16 protein-coding genes are annotated in these 16,355 nt (G+C 72.5%); 9 read left to right on the forward strand and 7 right to left on the reverse strand.

Annotated elements, in window-relative coordinates; genetic code table 11:
* Nucleotides 1-103: 103 nt before the first annotated feature.
* From IFT51_RS12925 to IFT51_RS12940, 4 genes are all read left to right on the forward strand, one after another.
* Nucleotides 104-1,108 (forward strand): substrate-binding domain-containing protein, encoded by a 1,005-nt coding sequence (locus IFT51_RS12925; protein WP_192061492.1) that lies wholly within the window; start codon nucleotides 104-106, stop codon nucleotides 1,106-1,108.
* Nucleotides 1,109-1,308: 200 nt separating this feature from the next.
* A complete protein-coding gene (locus IFT51_RS12930; RefSeq protein WP_192061493.1) occupies nucleotides 1,309-2,301 on the forward strand; it encodes a MerR family transcriptional regulator in 993 nt (330 codons plus the stop codon).
* Nucleotides 2,302-2,441: 140 nt separating this feature from the next.
* The gene (locus tag IFT51_RS12935; protein ID WP_192061494.1) at nucleotides 2,442-2,579 is read left to right on the forward strand and encodes a hypothetical protein; all 138 of its coding nucleotides are present in this window, start codon (nucleotides 2,442-2,444) and stop codon (nucleotides 2,577-2,579) included.
* The gene (locus IFT51_RS12940; protein ID WP_192061495.1) at nucleotides 2,576-2,725 is read left to right on the forward strand and encodes a hypothetical protein; all 150 of its coding nucleotides are present in this window, start codon (nucleotides 2,576-2,578) and stop codon (nucleotides 2,723-2,725) included. Before IFT51_RS12935 ends, IFT51_RS12940 begins: the two co-directional genes overlap by 4 nt.
* Nucleotides 2,726-2,937: 212 nt before the next feature.
* Here the strand turns inward: IFT51_RS12940 and IFT51_RS12945 are convergent, their stop codons facing one another.
* Nucleotides 2,938-4,647, reverse strand: coding sequence for an AarF/UbiB family protein (locus tag IFT51_RS12945; RefSeq protein WP_192061496.1), 1,710 nt, complete (start codon nucleotides 4,645-4,647; stop codon nucleotides 2,938-2,940).
* Between the two features lie 5 nt (nucleotides 4,648-4,652).
* Complete coding sequence (locus IFT51_RS12950; RefSeq protein WP_244637286.1) at nucleotides 4,653-5,186, reverse strand: PadR family transcriptional regulator; 534 nt, start codon at nucleotides 5,184-5,186, stop codon at nucleotides 4,653-4,655.
* A gap of 167 nt (nucleotides 5,187-5,353) precedes the next feature.
* On the opposite strand from IFT51_RS12950, the gene IFT51_RS12955 reads away from it, so the two are divergent.
* From IFT51_RS12955 to IFT51_RS12965, 3 genes are all read left to right on the forward strand, one after another.
* Nucleotides 5,354-5,620 (forward strand): hypothetical protein, encoded by a 267-nt coding sequence (locus IFT51_RS12955; protein WP_192061497.1) that lies wholly within the window; start codon nucleotides 5,354-5,356, stop codon nucleotides 5,618-5,620.
* A 218-nt stretch (nucleotides 5,621-5,838) separates the two neighbouring features.
* The gene (locus tag IFT51_RS12960) at nucleotides 5,839-6,777 is read left to right on the forward strand and encodes an alpha/beta fold hydrolase (RefSeq protein ID WP_192061498.1); all 939 of its coding nucleotides are present in this window, start codon (nucleotides 5,839-5,841) and stop codon (nucleotides 6,775-6,777) included.
* A gap of 62 nt (nucleotides 6,778-6,839) precedes the next feature.
* Nucleotides 6,840-8,789: a BCCT family transporter gene (locus tag IFT51_RS12965; protein WP_192061499.1), complete on the forward strand. Its 1,950-nt coding sequence runs from the start codon at nucleotides 6,840-6,842 to the stop codon at nucleotides 8,787-8,789.
* 166 nt (nucleotides 8,790-8,955) lie between these two features.
* On the opposite strand, the gene IFT51_RS12970 is transcribed toward IFT51_RS12965, so the two are convergent.
* The 3 genes from IFT51_RS12970 to IFT51_RS12980 are packed head-to-tail and all read right to left on the reverse strand — an operon-like array spanning nucleotide 8,956 to nucleotide 12,269.
* Nucleotides 8,956-9,591, reverse strand: a complete 636-nt coding sequence (locus tag IFT51_RS12970; RefSeq protein WP_192061500.1) for a DUF6518 family protein — start codon at nucleotides 9,589-9,591, stop codon at nucleotides 8,956-8,958.
* 58 nt (nucleotides 9,592-9,649) lie between these two features.
* The gene (locus IFT51_RS12975) at nucleotides 9,650-11,245 is read right to left on the reverse strand and encodes an aromatic amino acid ammonia-lyase (protein ID WP_197982046.1); all 1,596 of its coding nucleotides are present in this window, start codon (nucleotides 11,243-11,245) and stop codon (nucleotides 9,650-9,652) included.
* A gap of 1 nt (nucleotide 11,246) precedes the next feature.
* Nucleotides 11,247-12,269 carry an ornithine cyclodeaminase family protein gene (locus tag IFT51_RS12980; RefSeq protein WP_243215858.1) on the reverse strand — a complete coding sequence of 341 codons (1,023 nt, stop codon included), beginning with the start codon at nucleotides 12,267-12,269 and terminating at the stop codon, nucleotides 11,247-11,249.
* Nucleotides 12,270-12,471: 202 nt separating this feature from the next.
* Here IFT51_RS12980 and IFT51_RS15230 point away from each other — a divergent pair, with 202 nt between their 5' ends.
* Entirely contained in the window at nucleotides 12,472-13,506 is a 1,035-nt protein-coding gene (locus tag IFT51_RS15230; protein WP_371740800.1) for a MurR/RpiR family transcriptional regulator, read from the forward strand.
* A gap of 579 nt (nucleotides 13,507-14,085) precedes the next feature.
* Here IFT51_RS15230 and IFT51_RS12990 read toward each other — a convergent pair.
* Both IFT51_RS12990 and IFT51_RS12995 read right to left on the reverse strand, forming a co-directional pair.
* Entirely contained in the window at nucleotides 14,086-14,646 is a 561-nt protein-coding gene (locus tag IFT51_RS12990; protein WP_192061502.1) for a TetR/AcrR family transcriptional regulator, read from the reverse strand.
* A 49-nt stretch (nucleotides 14,647-14,695) separates the two neighbouring features.
* The gene (locus IFT51_RS12995; RefSeq protein ID WP_192061503.1) at nucleotides 14,696-15,127 is read right to left on the reverse strand and encodes an Lrp/AsnC family transcriptional regulator; all 432 of its coding nucleotides are present in this window, start codon (nucleotides 15,125-15,127) and stop codon (nucleotides 14,696-14,698) included.
* Nucleotides 15,128-15,320: 193 nt separating this feature from the next.
* Here IFT51_RS12995 and IFT51_RS13000 point away from each other — a divergent pair, with 193 nt between their 5' ends.
* Complete coding sequence (locus IFT51_RS13000; RefSeq protein WP_371740801.1) at nucleotides 15,321-16,349, forward strand: ornithine cyclodeaminase; 1,029 nt, start codon at nucleotides 15,321-15,323, stop codon at nucleotides 16,347-16,349.
* The last annotated feature ends 6 nt before the right edge of the window (nucleotides 16,350-16,355 follow it).

The following is a 16,355-nucleotide window of genomic DNA, read 5'->3' on the forward strand; positions in this document are numbered from 1 at the left end:
CCGGTTCACAGCACGTTTTGTCAAGGCGGCGGCACGCTGGCCGTTCTGCGAACGATCGAGGCGCGACCCGGGGCGGCGACCCCCTGCCACGTATGCTGTGCGGGTGAAGGAGCCTCGTCGTCGTACGCTCCAGGACGTCGCCGACGCGGCCGGCCTGTCGAAGTCCGCGACGTCGTACGCGCTTCGCGGGCTGCGCGGCTCGACCGAGACGCAGGCCCGGGTGCTGCGGGTCGCGGCAGAGCTCGGCTACACGGTCGACCCGGTGGCCCGGGCGCTGGCCGGCGGCCGCAGCAGCAACGTCGTGATCGTCGGCACGCTCCGCGACCTCTGGCAGCAGGATCTCGCCGTGATGCTCAGCCGTGCGCTCGGCCGCCTCGCGCTGAACGCCTCGATCGCCGACGTCGACGCGTCGCCCACCCGCGAGGAGGCGGTGCTCGCGGCCCTGAACAGCCGCCAGGTCGACGGCGTGGTCGTCTTGCCGGTCGACCCGTCGGCGGAGTACTGGGCCGACGTGCCCGACGAGATCCGCGTGGTGTCGATCGGCGACGCGATCACCCACCGCCCCGACTCCCCCGTCGTGCTGTTCGACAACGCGTCCGGCGTCGGCACGGGTCTGCGGCACCTCGCCGGGCTCGGCCATCAGACGGTCGGCGTGCTCGCCCCCGCGCTGCCCGCCACCCCCGGGCGACCGGCCGAGATGCTCGCGACCTCGCTCGGCTCGGAGCTCGGCCTCGACGTGACCGTCACCGCGACACCCGCCGCGGTCGGCGAGGCGGCCGACGCGACGGAGCGACTGCTGCGCTCGACGTCGCGACCCACCGCGCTGCTCTGCCTCAGCGACTCGATCGCGTTCGGCGCCTACGCGGCGGCCCGGCGGGTCGGACTCGAGGTGCCGCGCGAGCTGTCGGTGCTGGGGTACGACGACAGCGCGATGGCGCCGCTCGTCGAGCCGCAGCTCAGCACGTTCGCGTGGGACGAGGCGGCCATCGTCGACGCCGCCGTCGACGCGCTGCACACCCCGGGGGACGAGCTCGACGGCGGGGCGCGGCGGCAGACGTTCCGGCCGGTGTTCATGCCGCGCGGGTCGACGGCTGCGCCCGGCGGCTGAGCTCGCCTCGCCCGCCGGTTGAGCTCACCTCGCCCGCCGGCTGACCTCGCCATCCCGCCACGTTCTCGACACGCCGCCACCCGATCCGGTGGCGGCGTGTCGAGTCGGTGGCGGCGTGGACGGCGAGCGCGACTTGCAGGTGCCGTAACGTCATGTGGTCTGGTGGACTCACCTCCCACCCACCGAAGAAGGCTCAGCTCATGTTCTCGTCGTTCGTCTCGCCGCGTCAGGTCAAGATCGGGGACGCCGCCGCGTTCGCCGGCACCACCCCCCGGGCGATCAGGCACTACCACGACATCGGCGTGCTGCCCGAGCCCGAGCGCGGCTCGGACGGCCGACGACGCTACGGATACGACGAGATGATCCGGCTGCTCTGGATCCGCAAGATGGCCGACGCCGGGGTCGCCCTGGAGGACATCCGCGGGGCCTTCGCCGACGATGCGGGCGGGGACGCTGATGCCGCCGGGAACGGCGGTGCCGGCGGTGACGGCGGCGCGGACGGGGACCGTGCTCCCATCGATCCGCAGGTCACGCGGGTGCTGGACAGGCTCGAGTCGACCCTCGTCGCCAGGGAGGCGGAGCTGCGGCGACAGCGGGCCGCGGTGCAGCGCATGCGGACCCGGGGCAGCCGACTCGGCCTGCTCGACGACATCGTCGCCGGTCGTCTCGAGTCCCTGCCCGAGGGCTCGGTGCGCCGAGACGATCTGGACACCCTGCTGGTCACGGAGCGGATGCTCGGTCCGCTCGCCGCCGCGATGCAGGCGGGTCGCTTCGTCGCCCTGGCCACCCACCCCGTGCTGCGCGAGGGATCCGACCGCGTCGACGCCGCCGAAGAGGCCCTCGACGACACGGTCGCGGTCGACGACCCCCGGGTGGCGCAGGTCGCGGCCGAACGTCACGCCTTCGAGGAGGCGCTGCAGGCCGCCATCGAGGCGTCCGGCCAGGACGCGGAGGACGACGCGATCCTCGACGCCTGGGACGAGCTGCACCCCGCCGGGGATGACGCGGTCGGCGGCGCGGTCGACGCCGACGGTCGCGGTGCGGGGCCGAGGCGCATGAGCGCCGCCGAGGCGATCAGCAAGATGCCCTACGACTACTCCCCCGCCCGCTGGAGGTGCATGGAGCTCGCCCTCGAGCTCGGCGCCCCCGACCCGAGTGCCCCCGACCCGAGCGCCCCGAGCGCCGCCGAGTAGGACTGCGGCGGGTTCCCGTCATCGGGGGCGGGTCAGCGCTGACCCGCCGCGGATGAGAGGAACCCGCCGAACCAGGCGGCCCGGTGCCTCTCCGCCGCTGATCGCTTGGCCACAGGCCCTCGCCGCGACACACTATGAGGGTGATCTACTATCTCGCGCCGCTCCTCCTCGGGGCCGGCTTCGTCGGGCTCTGCGTCGTCCTGCGCGCGGAGGACCGCGGACGTCGGCGGTCGCGCGGCGACGACGCGACGATCGCCGAACCCGAGAGGACCCCATGACATCGGGATCGGTCGCTGCGAGCGTGCTGAAGCACGTCGCGACGGGAATCGCGGCGGGCCTCACGGCCATGGGCGCGTTGCTGGGGAACAAGCCGCATCCCGGGCCTCAGCCCACGGGCGACGAGCGGGCCGACTACCGCCCCTGAACGCCCGGCCGGACGGACGCCAGCGCGGCCACCGCTAGGTGCGGCGGGTTCCCGTCATCGGGGGCGGGTCAGCGCTGACCCGCCGCGGATGACAGGAACCCGCCGCACCCGTGCAACGCCCAGCGCCCAGCGCCGCGCGCCCGTGCGACGCGGCTCGCATCCGCGCAACGCGCCCCGCGCAGCGCCACGCATCCGCGCAACGCGCCGCGCGGCTAGGGCCGGCGGCCCGCGAAGAGCGCGTACAGCAGCGGCAGCGCCGACGCGATCATCAGCGCGGTGCCGAGCCCGTCGTCGTCGGCGCGCAGCACCGCCCCCGCGACGAGCAGCGCGCCGAAGATCACCGCGGCCAGCACCCGACGGGCCGTCCGCTCGATGCGCCCCAGCTGCTTCTCGATGCGCGGGCTGCCCACCTCGAGGGTCCCGTCTTCGAGGCGACCGACCAGGTGGTCGAGGCGTCCCGGCAACCGGACCGCCACCTCCGCGGCTCCGAGCGCCCGACGGGCGACGTCCTGCACGGCGTTGCCCCGCTCGTCGCGCACCAGCTGCGCGGCGTAGGGCTCGACGGAGTCCCACAGGTTGAAGACGGGGTCGAGGGCGCTGGACACGCCGGAGGTGAGGGTCACCGCCCGCAGGACGAGCAGGAAGTCCTCGGGCAGCTGGAACGGCAGCGAGCGGATGAGGTCGCCGAACTGACCCGCGAACTCGCGGTACTCCCGAGGGTCGACCTGCCGCAACTCGGCGAAGCCCATGCCGCCGAATCGGGCGAACGTGGCGCTCACCGCGCGTTCGAGCTCGTTGGTGTCGGCGCTGGGCAGCAGCACCCCGAGGTCGCGCATCGCCCCGACCATGCCGCTGCCGTCGCGCGACGCCGCCGCGATCAGCAGCTGCCGGAGGCCGTTGCGCGTGCCCGTCGGCACCTCGCCCATCATCCCGAAGTCGATGAACGTGAGACGCCACGGTCGTTCGCCGTCGGCCGCCGCGATCGGCGTGACGAAGATGTTGCCCGGGTGCGGATCGGCATGGAAGAACCCGTTGGTGAAGAGCTGGTCGAACATCACGGCGGCGAAGACCGGCGCGACCTCGGCGGGGTCGATGCCTGCGGCGCGCAGACCCTCGACGTCGGTGATCTTGATCGCCGAGACGTCCTCGAGCACGAGCACGCGACGGGTCGAGCGCTCCCACACGACGTCGGGCACCCCCACGCGGTCGTCGTCGGCGAAGTCCGCGGCGAAGCGCGCCGAGTTGGCGGCCTCGTTGAGGTAGTCGATCTCCTCCAGGCTGGTGCGCGCGAACTCCTCGACGAGCGCGGGGGCGTCGACGCGGTCGTAGACGAGTCGCACGTGACTGAGCCAGCCGCCGACCCTGCGGAGGGCGGCGAGGTCGACGTCGACGATGAGGTCGATGCCGGGTCGCTGCACCTTGAGCACGACGTCGACGAGCCCCGTGTCGGCCGAGTCGACGGGGCCGAGCGTGGCCCGGTGCGCCTGACCGAGGGAGGCCGCGGCGATCGGTTCGGGCGAGACCGACGTGAAGACGCGGTCGAGCGGCATGCCGAGCTCGGCTTCGGCGAGCGCCCGGATCTCGGGGAACGGGACGGGCGTGACCTCGTCTTGCAGCCCCTCCAGCTCCTTCGTGATCTCGGGCGGCAGCACGTCGAGGCGCGACGACAGGTACTGGCCGACCTTGATCATCAGGCCGCCCAGATCGAGCGCGAGCGCGTGGAAGCCCCGGGCGAAGCGCTGCATCCGCTTCGCGCGGGTGCGCTCGGCGACCCAGCGCAGACCGAACCGGGGCAGCACGAGCTCGAACCACCAGGTCACGGCGAGGTGACGGGACGCGAACCGCAGGATGCGGCGGTAGCGGGCACGACCGGCCCGGTCGCGCACCGCGGGGTGGGCCTCGTCGAGACGGGGCGACGCCACCCGCGTCAGTCTCGGGCGAGGATCGAGTAGATGCGTCGACGGGCGTCGTCGAGCACCGCCACCGCCTCGTCGACCTGCGCGGAGGTGCCGGTGCGGCCGACCTGGGCCGTCGCACGAGCGAGGTCGATGCCGGCCTTGGGCAGGGCAGTCCGGCGGTCGCCGGTCGAGCGGGAGGGCGCCCACGGGTCGGCGGAGTCGATGCCGGCGGCGGCGCGACCCGCGTCGGTGAGCGAGTAGACCTTGCGCCCCTCGGTCTCTTCGGCCTCGATCAGACCCTCGTCGGCGAGCAGCTGCAGGGTCGGGTAGACCGAGCCGGCGCTGGGCTTCCAGTCGCCGCCGCTGCGTTCGTCGATCTCGTGGATGACCTGGTAGCCGTGCATCGGCCGCTCGGCGAGCAGCGCGAGGATGGCGGTGCGGATCTCGCCGCGCGGGGCGCGCGAGCCGTCGCGACGGTCGAACGTCGAGCGCAGCTGGTCCATCGCCTGCCACATCCCGTCGAGGTCGACGGTGAAAGAACCGGGTGTACGCGAGGTGCCCATGATGATCTCCTGTCGAGGGTCGAGCGATACCCGAACGATATACCTGCCGTCCGTCACCCGGCGGGGCTCGCACTCAGACTGGCGAGTGCGCCGTCGAGGCCGGGCTCCTTGAGTCCTCCTCGACCTCGACGTACGGTGAAGTGGTCGACGACGACGAAGGGGTGAGCATGGAGAAGAACGGGAAAGAGCAGCGGGGCAGGCTGCGACTTCAGTGGCCGACCTTCCGCGGGTCCTCCGTGGGGTGGGGCATCGGCGCGGTCTTCTGGCTGTCCTGCGTCGCACAGAGTCTCTACGTCGCGGTGCGAGACGGGGGTACGTCCGTCCTCGGCGGCCTGGTGATCGGGGCCCTCGTGATCGCGACTGCTGTCTGCGTCGTCGGGACGGTCGCGACGATCCGGCATCCCCGACCCGCGCCTCCTGCGACGGACGACTGAGCGGACCGGGGCGACCGAGCGGACCGGTCGACTGAGCAGGTCGTGCCGGGGCGACCGACCGGATGCCCCGCGCCTCCTGCCGGTCGGCGATGGCCGGACGGGGCGGTCATGACATCCGTAACGGGCGACAGGTGACGCGTCGGCACTTCTCGTGACCGTCGACCTCTGGTGTGCTTCTCGGAGACCGTGCGGGCCCCGAACCGCACCGAGAGGACTCCATGCGCAAGCCCCTGAAAGCGACGTTGTGGGTGGTCGGCGCCCTGGTCGCCCTCCCCGCTCTCACCCTGGCCACGACGTCGATCGTCAACGTCGTCGCCACCGAGTCGGACCTCGCCGCCATCACGCCCTACGGGCAGCGGGTGCCCGTCGACGGCAGGGAGATGAACGCCGTCGTCAGCGGCACGGGCGACGACACGATCGTCCTGCTGCCCGGTCTCGGCACGGCCGCCCCGGGTCTGGACTTCCAGCCGCTCATCTCCGAGCTCGACGACACCCATCGCGTCATCGCCCTCGAGCCCTTCGGCACGGGGCTGAGCGATCAGACCGATGCTCCACGCACCGCCGAGAACATCGCCGAGGAGGCGCACCAGGCGTTGCAGGGTCTGGGCGTCGATCGCTACGCGGTCATGGGGCACTCGATCGCCGGCGTCTACGCCCTCGAGCTGAGCCGGCTCCACCCGGGCGAGCTCACGGCGTTCATCGGCATCGACAGCAGCGTCCCCGATCAGCCGGGGTGGGATGAGCCCGTTCCGACCGACGGGCTCGTCCAGCTCCGCGACCTCGGTCTGCTCCGGGTGGCGTCCGCCCTCGCCGGCGACGCGTACGAGGGGATGCCCTACGACGAGGGAGCCAAAGAGCAGATGCGCCTCCTCACGACGAAGAACTCGACGGCGCCGACGCTGCTCGACGAGATGGAGCGCACCCCGAGCAACTTCGCCTCGGTCAGCGGAGCGACGTTCCCGGCGGACCTCCCGCTGCTCCTCTTCGTCGTGCAGGACGACTCGGACGTCGACGGCTGGCTCGGGCTCCACGAACGCCAGGCGGCGAGCGTCGAGCGCGGCGAGGTCGTCCCGCTCGAGGGAGACCACTACCTGCACCACACGCAGTCGCCGCGGATCGCCGCGGAGACCGACCGGTTCCTCGATCCGTCGAGCTGACGGCGCCACCTGGTGGGCCTCTGATTGGACCTTTCCCGGCAATCATCAGACAATTGCTTCCCATGCAAGGAAACGAGCAGGGCCCCCGATCGACCGAGCCGTCCGGCAATCCGCAGCACGATCGCACCCCAGGCGGTGCCAGGCGCCTCGTCCGCGACTTCACCGAACCACCGCCCAGCGGTGTGCACCCGGCGCTGATCCCCGGCCTCGGAGTCGAGCAGACCGGCCGTGTGTTCCGTACGGATCGAACCGTCTTCGGCGTCGCGATCCTCTTCGCGGTCGCGTTCCTGGCGTGGGGCGTCCTCGGCGGCGGGAGCCTCGCCTCGACCGCCTCGGCGGTCCTCGCCTGGGTGATCGAGTACACCGGCTGGTTCTTCACCTCGATCGCGACCGTGATCATGGTCTTCATGCTCTGGGTCGGTTTCGGCCGGTTCGGGCGCATCCGCCTCGGGCGCGACGACGAGGCGCCCGAGTTCTCGATGTTCTCGTGGATCTCGATGCTCTTCGCCGCCGGCATGGGCATCGGCCTCGTCTTCTGGGGCGCCGCCGAACCGCTGACCTTCTTCGAGAGCCCGCCCCCCGGCACCGACGAGGCCGAGACCGTCGAGGCGATGCACACCGCCCTGACGCAGGTCCTCTACCACTGGGGGCCTCAGGCGTGGTCGTTCTACGCCCTCATCGGCGGCGCGATCGCCTACGGCGCGTACCGCCGCGGCCGCACCCCGCTGATCTCGTCGATCTTCGCGTCGCTGCTGGGCGAGGGCCGCACCCAGGGCCCCCTCGGCAAGACCATCGACATCTTCGCCATCATCGTGACGCTCTTCGGCACGGCGGCCTCGCTCGGCCTCGGCGCCCTGCAGATCGGCCACGGAGTCGAGCTGATCAGCGGCATCGGCCAGGCCGGCAACGCCCTGCTCGTCGGGGTCATCACCGTGCTGACCATCGCCTTCATCATCTCCGCGGTCTCGGGGGTCTCGCGCGGCATCCAGGCCCTCTCGAACATCAACACGGTCGTGGCGCTCCTGCTGGCGCTCTTCGTGTTCTTCGTCGGCCCGTCGATGCTGATCCTCAACGTGATCCCGTCGGTGGCCGCCCAGTTCGTCGGCGACCTGCCGATGATGATCGGGCGCTCCGGCTCGCAGGGCGAGGAGGCGCAGGCCTTCCTGTCGAGCTGGACGATCTTCTACTGGGCGTGGTGGATCTCGTGGTCCCCCTTCGTCGGCATGTTCATCGCCAAGATCTCGCGCGGCCGCACGCTGCGCCAGTTCGTCTCGGTCGTCGTGGTCGTCCCGTCGATCGTCTCGTTCATCTGGTTCGCGATCTTCGGGGTCACGGCGATCGACCAGCGGATGAACGACGCCCCGCTGCCCAGCAGCCCGCCCGAGGAGGTGCTGTTCGGCATGCTGGGCAGCCTGCCTCTGGCCGGGGTCACCACGGTCATCGCCGCCGTGCTCGTCGCCATCTTCTTCGTCACCGGTGCGGACTCGGCCTCGCTGGTCATGGGCACGCTGTCGCAGCAGGGTCGCCCCGAGCCGTCGCGCTGGGTCACCGTGACCTGGGGTGTGCTCGTCGGCGCGATCGCCGCGGTGCTGCTGGTCGCCGGCGGTGAGGACGGCGCAGGGCTGAGCGCGCTGCAGAACGTGACGATCATCGCGGCGCTGCCGTTCGCGATCATCATGGCGTTCATCATGATCGCGTTCCTGAAGGACCTGCGGCGCGATCCGCTCATCCTCCGCGACCAGTACGCCGAGCGCGTCGTGCGCCACAGCGTGCGCAACGGCCTCGAGGAGTTCGGCGACGACTTCGCGCTCGTGCCGGCCGCGTACGACCACTCGAAGGACGACCTCGCCTGGGTCGAGCACGACGCCGACGAGGGTCTGAGCGCGTCGTACGCGGCCGCCGAGGCCGACGCGGCCGAGGCGTCGGAGGCGTCGGAAGCCGCCGGTGACGACGACGCCACCGTCGCCGAGGGCGCCGTCCCCGGCAGCGGCACGGACGACGACCGCAAGTAGGGGGTTGGGGCGGGGCCGGCATCACGTACCCCTACGTGGCGGCCCCACCCTGGAGCACAAGGACCCGAATCCGTGTACCCCGGTTTCGAACGGTCATCGACCACCCGATCCGCCGGCCCCTGTGGGAACGGTCATGTCGCAGACGGCCGGGCCGCACCGAAACGGGTCACACCCCGCCGGACAAGACGCCGAACAGCGCGACGAACGCACCCGCACCGACCGCCGTCAGCACCGTCGCCACCACGCGCTCCCGCAGTCGATCGAGACGCCGGGTCACGACCCACCCGAGGACCCCGACGCCGATCACGATGCTGATCGTCCAGTACAGCCAGCCCGTCGTCTCGGCGACCCGCAGCAGGCCCGAGACGCCGTCGCCGATCATCACGGCCGCGAACACCGCGACCCCCACGGCCCGCAGCAGCCGTCGCTCGGCCCGCCACCACAGCCCGGCGAGTCCGATCACCGGGCCGGCCAGCGTCGCGACGGTGAAGTAGAGGTCGCCCGGTCCGTACGAGTCGGGGAACCCCCGCAGCGTCGACACGACCACGTACCCCTGCAGCAGGGCGTGGAAGACGAGCAGCCCCATGCCCGCCGCGATCCACCAGCGTCGGGCGCTCGCCCACCGGGTGCAGACGACGGTCACCACGAAGGCGAGCAGCGTCCAGCCGCTGTTCGAGTTGGCGAACGACCTGAGCCCGTCGGGCAGGTGCTGCTGCCCGAACGAGGTCGCACCGCCGAGCAGCAGCCCCACGACGACGGCGACCGCCCACCAGGCGAGTGCGGATCCGACGGTTCTCCTCATGAGGTCAGCATGACCGTCGATGGCCGCGCCGACGTGCCCGCGAGCGACGGATCACTCTCTAGACGGCCGATGTCCTCCTCGAGAACGACCCCGCCTCGAGCGCCCGCACCAGCATCGCGACGTCGCGTCCGAAGGGCCGGTCGACCACACCGGGCGGCAGCAGCGCATCCGCGGTCGCGAGCTCGTCGTCGAGCGGCGTCACAGCAGCACCGGCACCCGAACCCCCACTCGCACCAGCACCGGCCCCCGCACCAGCACCCGCCAGCATCCCGCGCAACCGCCGCGCGTGCAGCACCGCGAGCAGCTCGCACGCCGCGACGTCGGTCGCCCCGTCGAGCGCCCCCGCCAGCAGCTCGGCGGCCTCGAGCGAGAACGACTGGGCGTCCTCCTGTCCGAGCGACGTCTCGATGATGCCCAGCGACGCGGGTCGGGCGGCCGTCAGCAGCCCGTGCACCGTGCCCACCGCGCGCTTGTGCACCGTCACCATGCCGGCCTGGACACCCGGTGCCGACGACAGCTGCCGCGGCAGCCCCGACACCGCCCCGTCGAGCAGCCGGTGCAGCCGAGCGGCGCCCAGCTCGGCCAGGTGCAGCACCGCGAAACGGACCGCGTCGAGCGATGCCGCGAGGTCGAAGCCGTCGAATCCGGCCGTGCCCACGAACGCGCCGTCGAGTCGCGCAGGCGAATCCGTCACGCCGTCGAGGGCCCGCAGCACCGCCGCGTCGAGCGCCTCGAGCACCCTGGCGAGATGCGCCAACGCCGGCCCGCTCACCCGGAACGACACCGGCGACTGCAACGCCGCCGACTCCCGCTCGGGCCCCAGCAGCCCGTCGAGCCGCCTCAGCACGGCCGCGAGCGCGTCGTCCGCCCGAGCCGTCGACACCCGGAACGGATCGCGGTTCGCCCCGACCAGCTCGAGCTCCGCCGCGAGCACGGCGAGCGCCTGGCCGGCCACCCGCCGTGCGCGGTCGGCCAGCACGATCGCGCGCGCGGTCGTGACCGGCACGCCCTCGATCAGGGCCACACCCTCTTTCGGGCCGAGGAGGTGCGGGTCGAGTCCCGACGCGACCAGCGCCTCCTGGGCGGGCACCACCGCGCCGTCCGCCGTCAGCAGCTCACCGGTGGCGGCACCCGTCGCGGCGGCGCCGAGGTGCGCGAGCGGCACGATCTCGCCGGCGGTGCCGAGTCGCGTGGCCGGGACGGCGGGCACGAGGTCGAGCCGCAGCACGTCGACCAGTCGCAGGCAGAGGGCCGACGAGACCCCCGCGTCGCCCGACAGGAACGTCCGGAGGCGCACCGCGAGCGCCGCCCGCACCTCGCGTCGAGCGAGCCAGGGCTCCGATCCCGTGGCGCGCGCGATCAGGAGGCGCGCCTGGTGACCGGCCCGCGCCTCCTCGTCCAGGGCGATGGTGCTGGCGGCGCCCATGCCGGTGGTGACTCCGTAGACGGGACCGCCGGCGTCGAGGGCGGCGAGGGTCTCGGCGCGCGCGGCGTCGAGCTCGGCCACGAGACGGTCGGTGAGGCGCAGCTCGCGGCCGTCGGCCACCTCGAGGACGGCGGCGGCGTCGAGATCGGTCGGCCGGTCGACGACCAGCGGTCCGACCGGTCGACGCGGTTCGAGCGGTGCGGCCGATGCGAGCGGTTCCGCGGCCACGTCAGCGGTACCGCAGCATCGTGCCGACCTCGGCCTCTTCGGCGGTGCGCAGCACGAGGTGCGCGAGCGCGACGTCGAGGATCGACAGGCCGCGGTGCCAGAAGAGGATCCGCTCGTCGGCGGACTCGCGCCCGGCCTTCGCGCCCGAGGCGATCTCGCCGAGCTGCGCCCAGAGCGTCTCGGGGCTGAGCAGCCCGGTGTCGACGTGGTGCCGCAGGGCGCCGAACCGGCCCGACCGGGACTCGGCCCAGTCGTCGACCACGACCTTGTCGATCACGTCGAGCAGTTCGGGCTCGACCGCGCTGACCGTGCCGTAGGGCACCACGAACGCGCCGGGTCGGATGTGCTCGCGCCGGAGGAGCGGCGCGGGTTCGGTCAGCCGCGTCGCCTCGACGATGATGTCGGCCCCGTCGAACGCCTCGTCGGCGGTCTCGACGACGACCACGGGCGTGTCGGTCACGGCCCGCAGCTGCTCGCCGAACGCCTCGCGCGACTCGACGCGGCGGCTCGTGACCCGGATCTCGTCGAGGTCGAACAGCCCGTCGAGCATGGTGACGTTCGAGAACGCGGTGCCGCGGGCGCCGGCGTGGGCCAGCACCTTCGAATCGGGGCGGGCGAGGTACCGGGCGCCGACGGCCGTCATCGCGCCGGTGCGGGCCTCGGTGACGAACGTGGCGTCCATCACGGCGAGCGGCGTGCCGTTGTAGGGGTCGAAGAGGGTCGCCATCGCCATCTCGCTCGGCAGCCCCTCGAGGTAGTTCGGCACGAAGTCGCCGACGACCTTGACGCCGCTGACGCCCCGCTCGCCGAGGGTCGACACGTGCCCGCGCAGCACGTTGAAGTGACCCACCCCGCCGTTGTCGGGCACGAGGTGCATGCGCGGCTCGAAGACCGTCTCGCCGCGACCGTGGGCGGCGACGACCGAGTCGATCGCGTCGACGATCGCGGCCGACGGGATGTCGAGGGAGTCGATGTCGGGCCCCGAGAGGTATCGCAGCCAGATCGGGCGGGTCGGTGTGGTCACGGTTCTCCTCGGGTCGGGTGCGCGGGACGTGCTTGTCGTGCTGGCGTGCTGGCGTGCTGGCGTGCTGGCGTGCTGGCGTGCTGATGCTTGCGTGAATTGTTCCATGCGCTGTGTGACGGTTGTGTTTAATGATGTTCAGGAGGCGCGGTTCCGACCCCGTGCGCCGCTACCGTGGCGAGCACCCCACCGAGAGGCCCCACCCGTGAGCACGCCGCACCTGGACGACCACCAGCTCGACGGCGTCCGCGGCTGGCTGATCGACCTGGTGCACCAGCACCGGCTGTCGCCCACTCAACGCCGTGTGGTGCAGCACATGCTCGACTCGCTGCCGCAGGTGGCCTTCGCGTCGACCATCGACATGGCCGAGGCGGCGGGCGTCAGCCAGCCCACGGTCACCCGCATCGCGACGGCGCTGGGGTTCTCGGGCTACGCGGAGTTCCGCAACGCGGCGCGTGACGCCGTGCTGACGGCCACTCCCCCGGCGGCGGCGGCGGCGGGCGGTGCCGGCGGTGCGGGCGCAGACGGTGCAGGCGGTGTCGGCGGCAGGCCCGGCGAGGGCGGGGCGGGCGGCGTCATCGGCGCGGGCGGTGCCGGGGGTGCGGGTCGTGCCGGCGGTGCCGGGGGTGCGGGCGGCGCGGGCGGCGCCTCGGGCGGCGTCGGCGGTGCGGCCACGACGCCGGGCGCGGCCCTCGCGCATGAGCGGCAGAACCTGCGCGCCGTCGAGGCGACCATCGCGTCGGAGGCCATGCGGCGCGCGGTCGAGCTGATCGCCGACAGCCGTCCGGTCGGCATCGTGGGGCTGCGGGTGTCGGCGGCGCTCGCGAACTACGTCGGGTACCTGGCGCAGCGCATCGTGCCCGGGGTCCACGTGCTCGACGACGCGGCGCGACTCGACGACGACCTCACGCAGCTGCATCTCGACGGGGCCACGACGCTGGTCGTGTTCGCCATGCCGCGCTACCCCGCGGCCACCGTGCGGGCCCTCGCCCGTGCCCGGGAGCTCGGCATGACGACGGTCGGCATCATCGACACCCCGCTCGTGCCGTTCGCGCATCTGATCGACGTCCGTCTCGTGGCCCCCGTCGGCCAGGATCTCGTCTTCGACTCGCACGCCGCCGCCGTCACCCTGTCGATCGCGCTGCTCGAGGGGGTCGCTGCCCGCGACGCGCGCCGCACCCGCACCCGCCTCGACGCCCACGAGGAGCGCGTCGCCGAGTGGGAGTACCGCTCCCCCTGACCCGGCCCGCCCCGCGTCTGCGCACGCCGACCCGCGCCTCCTCCCCTCCCCCGCCCCGCGCCGTTCTGCGCAAGCCGATCCGCGCCTCCTCGTCCGCCTCGCCCCGCGCCGCGTCGCTCTGCGCAAGCCGACCCGCGCCGTTCTGCGCAAGCCGACCCGCGCCTCCTCATCCGCTTCGCCCCGCGCCGTTCTGCGCAACCTGACCCGCGCCTCCTCATCCCCCTCGCCCCGCGCCGTTCTGCGCAACCTGACCCGCGCCTCCTCCCCTCCTCGTTCTGCGCAACCCGACCCGCGCCTCCTCCCCCGTCCCCGCGCAGCGATGAACCGCGTTCGCGAAGGAGAACCGCGATACAACGCAGTTCATCTTCGCGAACGCGGTTTTCGGGTGGACGAGGAGGCGCGGCGCAGGAAAACGAGGAGGCGCACTGCAGGAGGGGCGGGGACGGACGAGGAGACGCGGCGAACGGCGATGAACCGCGTTCGCGAAGAAGAACCGCGATACAACGCAGTTCATCTTCGCGAACGCGGTTTATGGGCAGGCGAGGGGGCGCGGGTCTGGGCAGGCGGGGCGGGCGCGGGTCAGGCGGGCGGGGCGGGCGCGGTGATGCGGGCCACCGCCTCCTCCGTGAAGCGTCGCGACGGCGGTTCGGGGTCGAGCACGCGGTGGATCGACAGCCCCTCGATCAGCGCGTCGACGCGTCGTGCCGTGTCGGGGTCGAAGTGCCGCTCGAGTTCGACGCGGCTGCGGCGCATCCACTCGCGGGTGATGCGGCGGAACGCCGGCTGCCGTGCGGCGAGCGTGTAGAGCTCGTACGACAGCACCTGATCGCGCAGCCTCCCCTCGGCCGCGAGATCGTCGTGGATCAGCGACACGATCGCCGCGCGGGCCTCGTCGGGTGCGGTCGCCGACCCGAGCGCCGCCTCGAAGCGGGCGATGATGGTGCCGGCGAAGCGGGTGAACGCCTCGTGCAGCAGGTCGTCCATCCCGTCGAAGTGGTAGGTCATCGAGCCGAGCGGCACATCGGCGCGCGTCGCGATCTTGCGATGCGAGATGCCGGCGACGCCGTTCTCGGCGATGAGGTCGAGCGTGACGTCGATCAGACGATCGCGCCGCTCGGGGTCGCTGCGCCGGGCCGTCATGCCGACCACCTTAGTCACGATGCGTACGGACGTACGCAGCCCGCGCCTCCTACCGGAGCACCGAGCTCAGCAGCAGACTCGTCTCGGAGTTGATGACGCCCTCGACGCTGCGGATCCGCGCCAGCACGCGGTCGAACTCGCCGAGCGACGAGGTGCGGTACTCGGCGACGAGATCCCACCCGCCGTTGGTCGTGTGCAGCGACACCACCTCGGGGAACCCGCGCAGCTGCCGGATGACGTGGTCGGTCGACCGCCCCTCGATCTCGATGAAGCCGATCGCGCGGATCAGATCGGGGTCGTGGTCCTCGCGCACGCGCACCGTGTAGCCGAGCACCGTGCCCGACGCCTCGAGCCGGTCAAGCCGCGACGTCACGGTCGCGCGGGTGACCCCGAGTCGGCGCGCCAGGGCGGCGGCGGACTCGCGGGCGTCGACCCGGAGGGCGGCGAGGAGGCGCCGGTCGAGTTCGTCGAGATCGGCCATGACCCGAAATGTACAGCAGCACTGCGCGGATCGCCGAGTCGGGGATGCGATTCAGCGCGTGCTGACGATTGCCGGTGCATATCGCGCAGCCATAGCGTGGAGCGACGACCGGACGACCGGCGAGACGACCAGGCGACCGGCGAGACGACCGGACGACCGGGCGACCGGCGAGACGAGCAGAGGGGAGGCGCCCGTGGTGCGCTTCGTAGACGTGCAGAACATGATCCGCTGGGTGACCGACCGCGGGGTCGGCCCGATCACCGCCGGCATGGTGACCGCCCTCGAGCGCGACTTCGCCCGCTGGCCCGCCTTCGACAAGTCGCCGCGCGTGGCCTCGCACTCGCCGATCGGCGTGATCGAGCTGATGCCCGCGAGCGACAGCGAGACCTACGGCTTCAAGTACGTCAACGGCCACCCGTCGAACCCGGCCCGCGGATTCCAGACCGTCACCGCGTTCGGCGTGCTCGCCGACGTCGACACGGGGTACCCGACGTTCCTCGCCGAGATGACGATCCTCACCGCGCTCCGCACCGCCGCCACGAGCGCGATGGCGGCGAAGCGTCTCGCCCGCCCCGACTCGCGGGTGCTCGCCCTGATCGGGGCGGGGTCGCAGGCGGAGTTCCAGGCGCTGGCGATGCGCGCCTCCCTGGGGATCGAGATCGTGCGGGTCTTCGATGTCGACCCCGGGGCGACCGAGAAGCTCGTCCGCAACCTGGCCCCGCTCGGCTTCGAGATCACCGTCTGCTCGAGCCCGGTCGAGGCCGCGGAGGGCGCCGACGTCGTCACCACCTGCACAGCCGACAAGCAGAACGCGATCGTACTGCCCGACGAGGCCGTGCGACCCGGCATGCACGTGAACGCGATCGGCGGCGACTGCCCCGGCAAGACCGAGCTCGACCCGGTGACGCTCCGCCGTGCCGACGTCTTCGTCGAGTACCCCGAGCAGACGCGGATCGAGGGCGAGATCCAGCACCAGGCGGCCGACTTCGCCGTCACCGAGCTGTGGGAGGTCGTGGCCGGCCGACTGCCCGGGCGCACGAGCGACGAGCAGATCACGGTGTTCGACTCCGTCGGCTTCGCCATCGAGGACGTCTGCGCGCTCAAGTACCTGCGCGACGACGTCGCCGGCACCGACTACGCCGTCGAGATCGACCTCGTCGCCGACCCCGACGACCCGAAGGACCTCTTCGGCCTCGTCGCCCGTCAGCCCGTCGGGGTCTGAGGACCG

Origin of the sequence: Frigoribacterium sp. CFBP 13712, from assembly GCF_014842255.1 — a bacterium.
Classification (GTDB): Bacteria; Actinomycetota; Actinomycetes; order Actinomycetales; family Microbacteriaceae; genus Frigoribacterium.

Coding starts and splice junctions, on each gene's coding strand:
- IFT51_RS12960 (WP_192061498.1), top strand. CDS start 5,839: ATGCGCAAGCCCCTGAAAGCGACGTTGTGGGTGGTCGGCGCCCTGGTC.
- IFT51_RS12970 (WP_192061500.1), bottom strand. CDS start 9,591: ATGAGGAGAACCGTCGGATCCGCACTCGCCTGGTGGGCGGTCGCCGTC.
- IFT51_RS12995 (WP_192061503.1), bottom strand. CDS start 15,127: ATGGCCGATCTCGACGAACTCGACCGGCGCCTCCTCGCCGCCCTCCGG.
- IFT51_RS12955 (WP_192061497.1), top strand. CDS start 5,354: ATGGAGAAGAACGGGAAAGAGCAGCGGGGCAGGCTGCGACTTCAGTGG.
- IFT51_RS12965 (WP_192061499.1), top strand. CDS start 6,840: ATGCAAGGAAACGAGCAGGGCCCCCGATCGACCGAGCCGTCCGGCAAT.
- IFT51_RS12940 (WP_192061495.1), top strand. CDS start 2,576: ATGACATCGGGATCGGTCGCTGCGAGCGTGCTGAAGCACGTCGCGACG.
- IFT51_RS12990 (WP_192061502.1), bottom strand. CDS start 14,646: ATGACGGCCCGGCGCAGCGACCCCGAGCGGCGCGATCGTCTGATCGAC.
- IFT51_RS12930 (WP_192061493.1), top strand. CDS start 1,309: ATGTTCTCGTCGTTCGTCTCGCCGCGTCAGGTCAAGATCGGGGACGCC.
- IFT51_RS12950 (WP_244637286.1), bottom strand. CDS start 5,186: ATGGGCACCTCGCGTACACCCGGTTCTTTCACCGTCGACCTCGACGGG.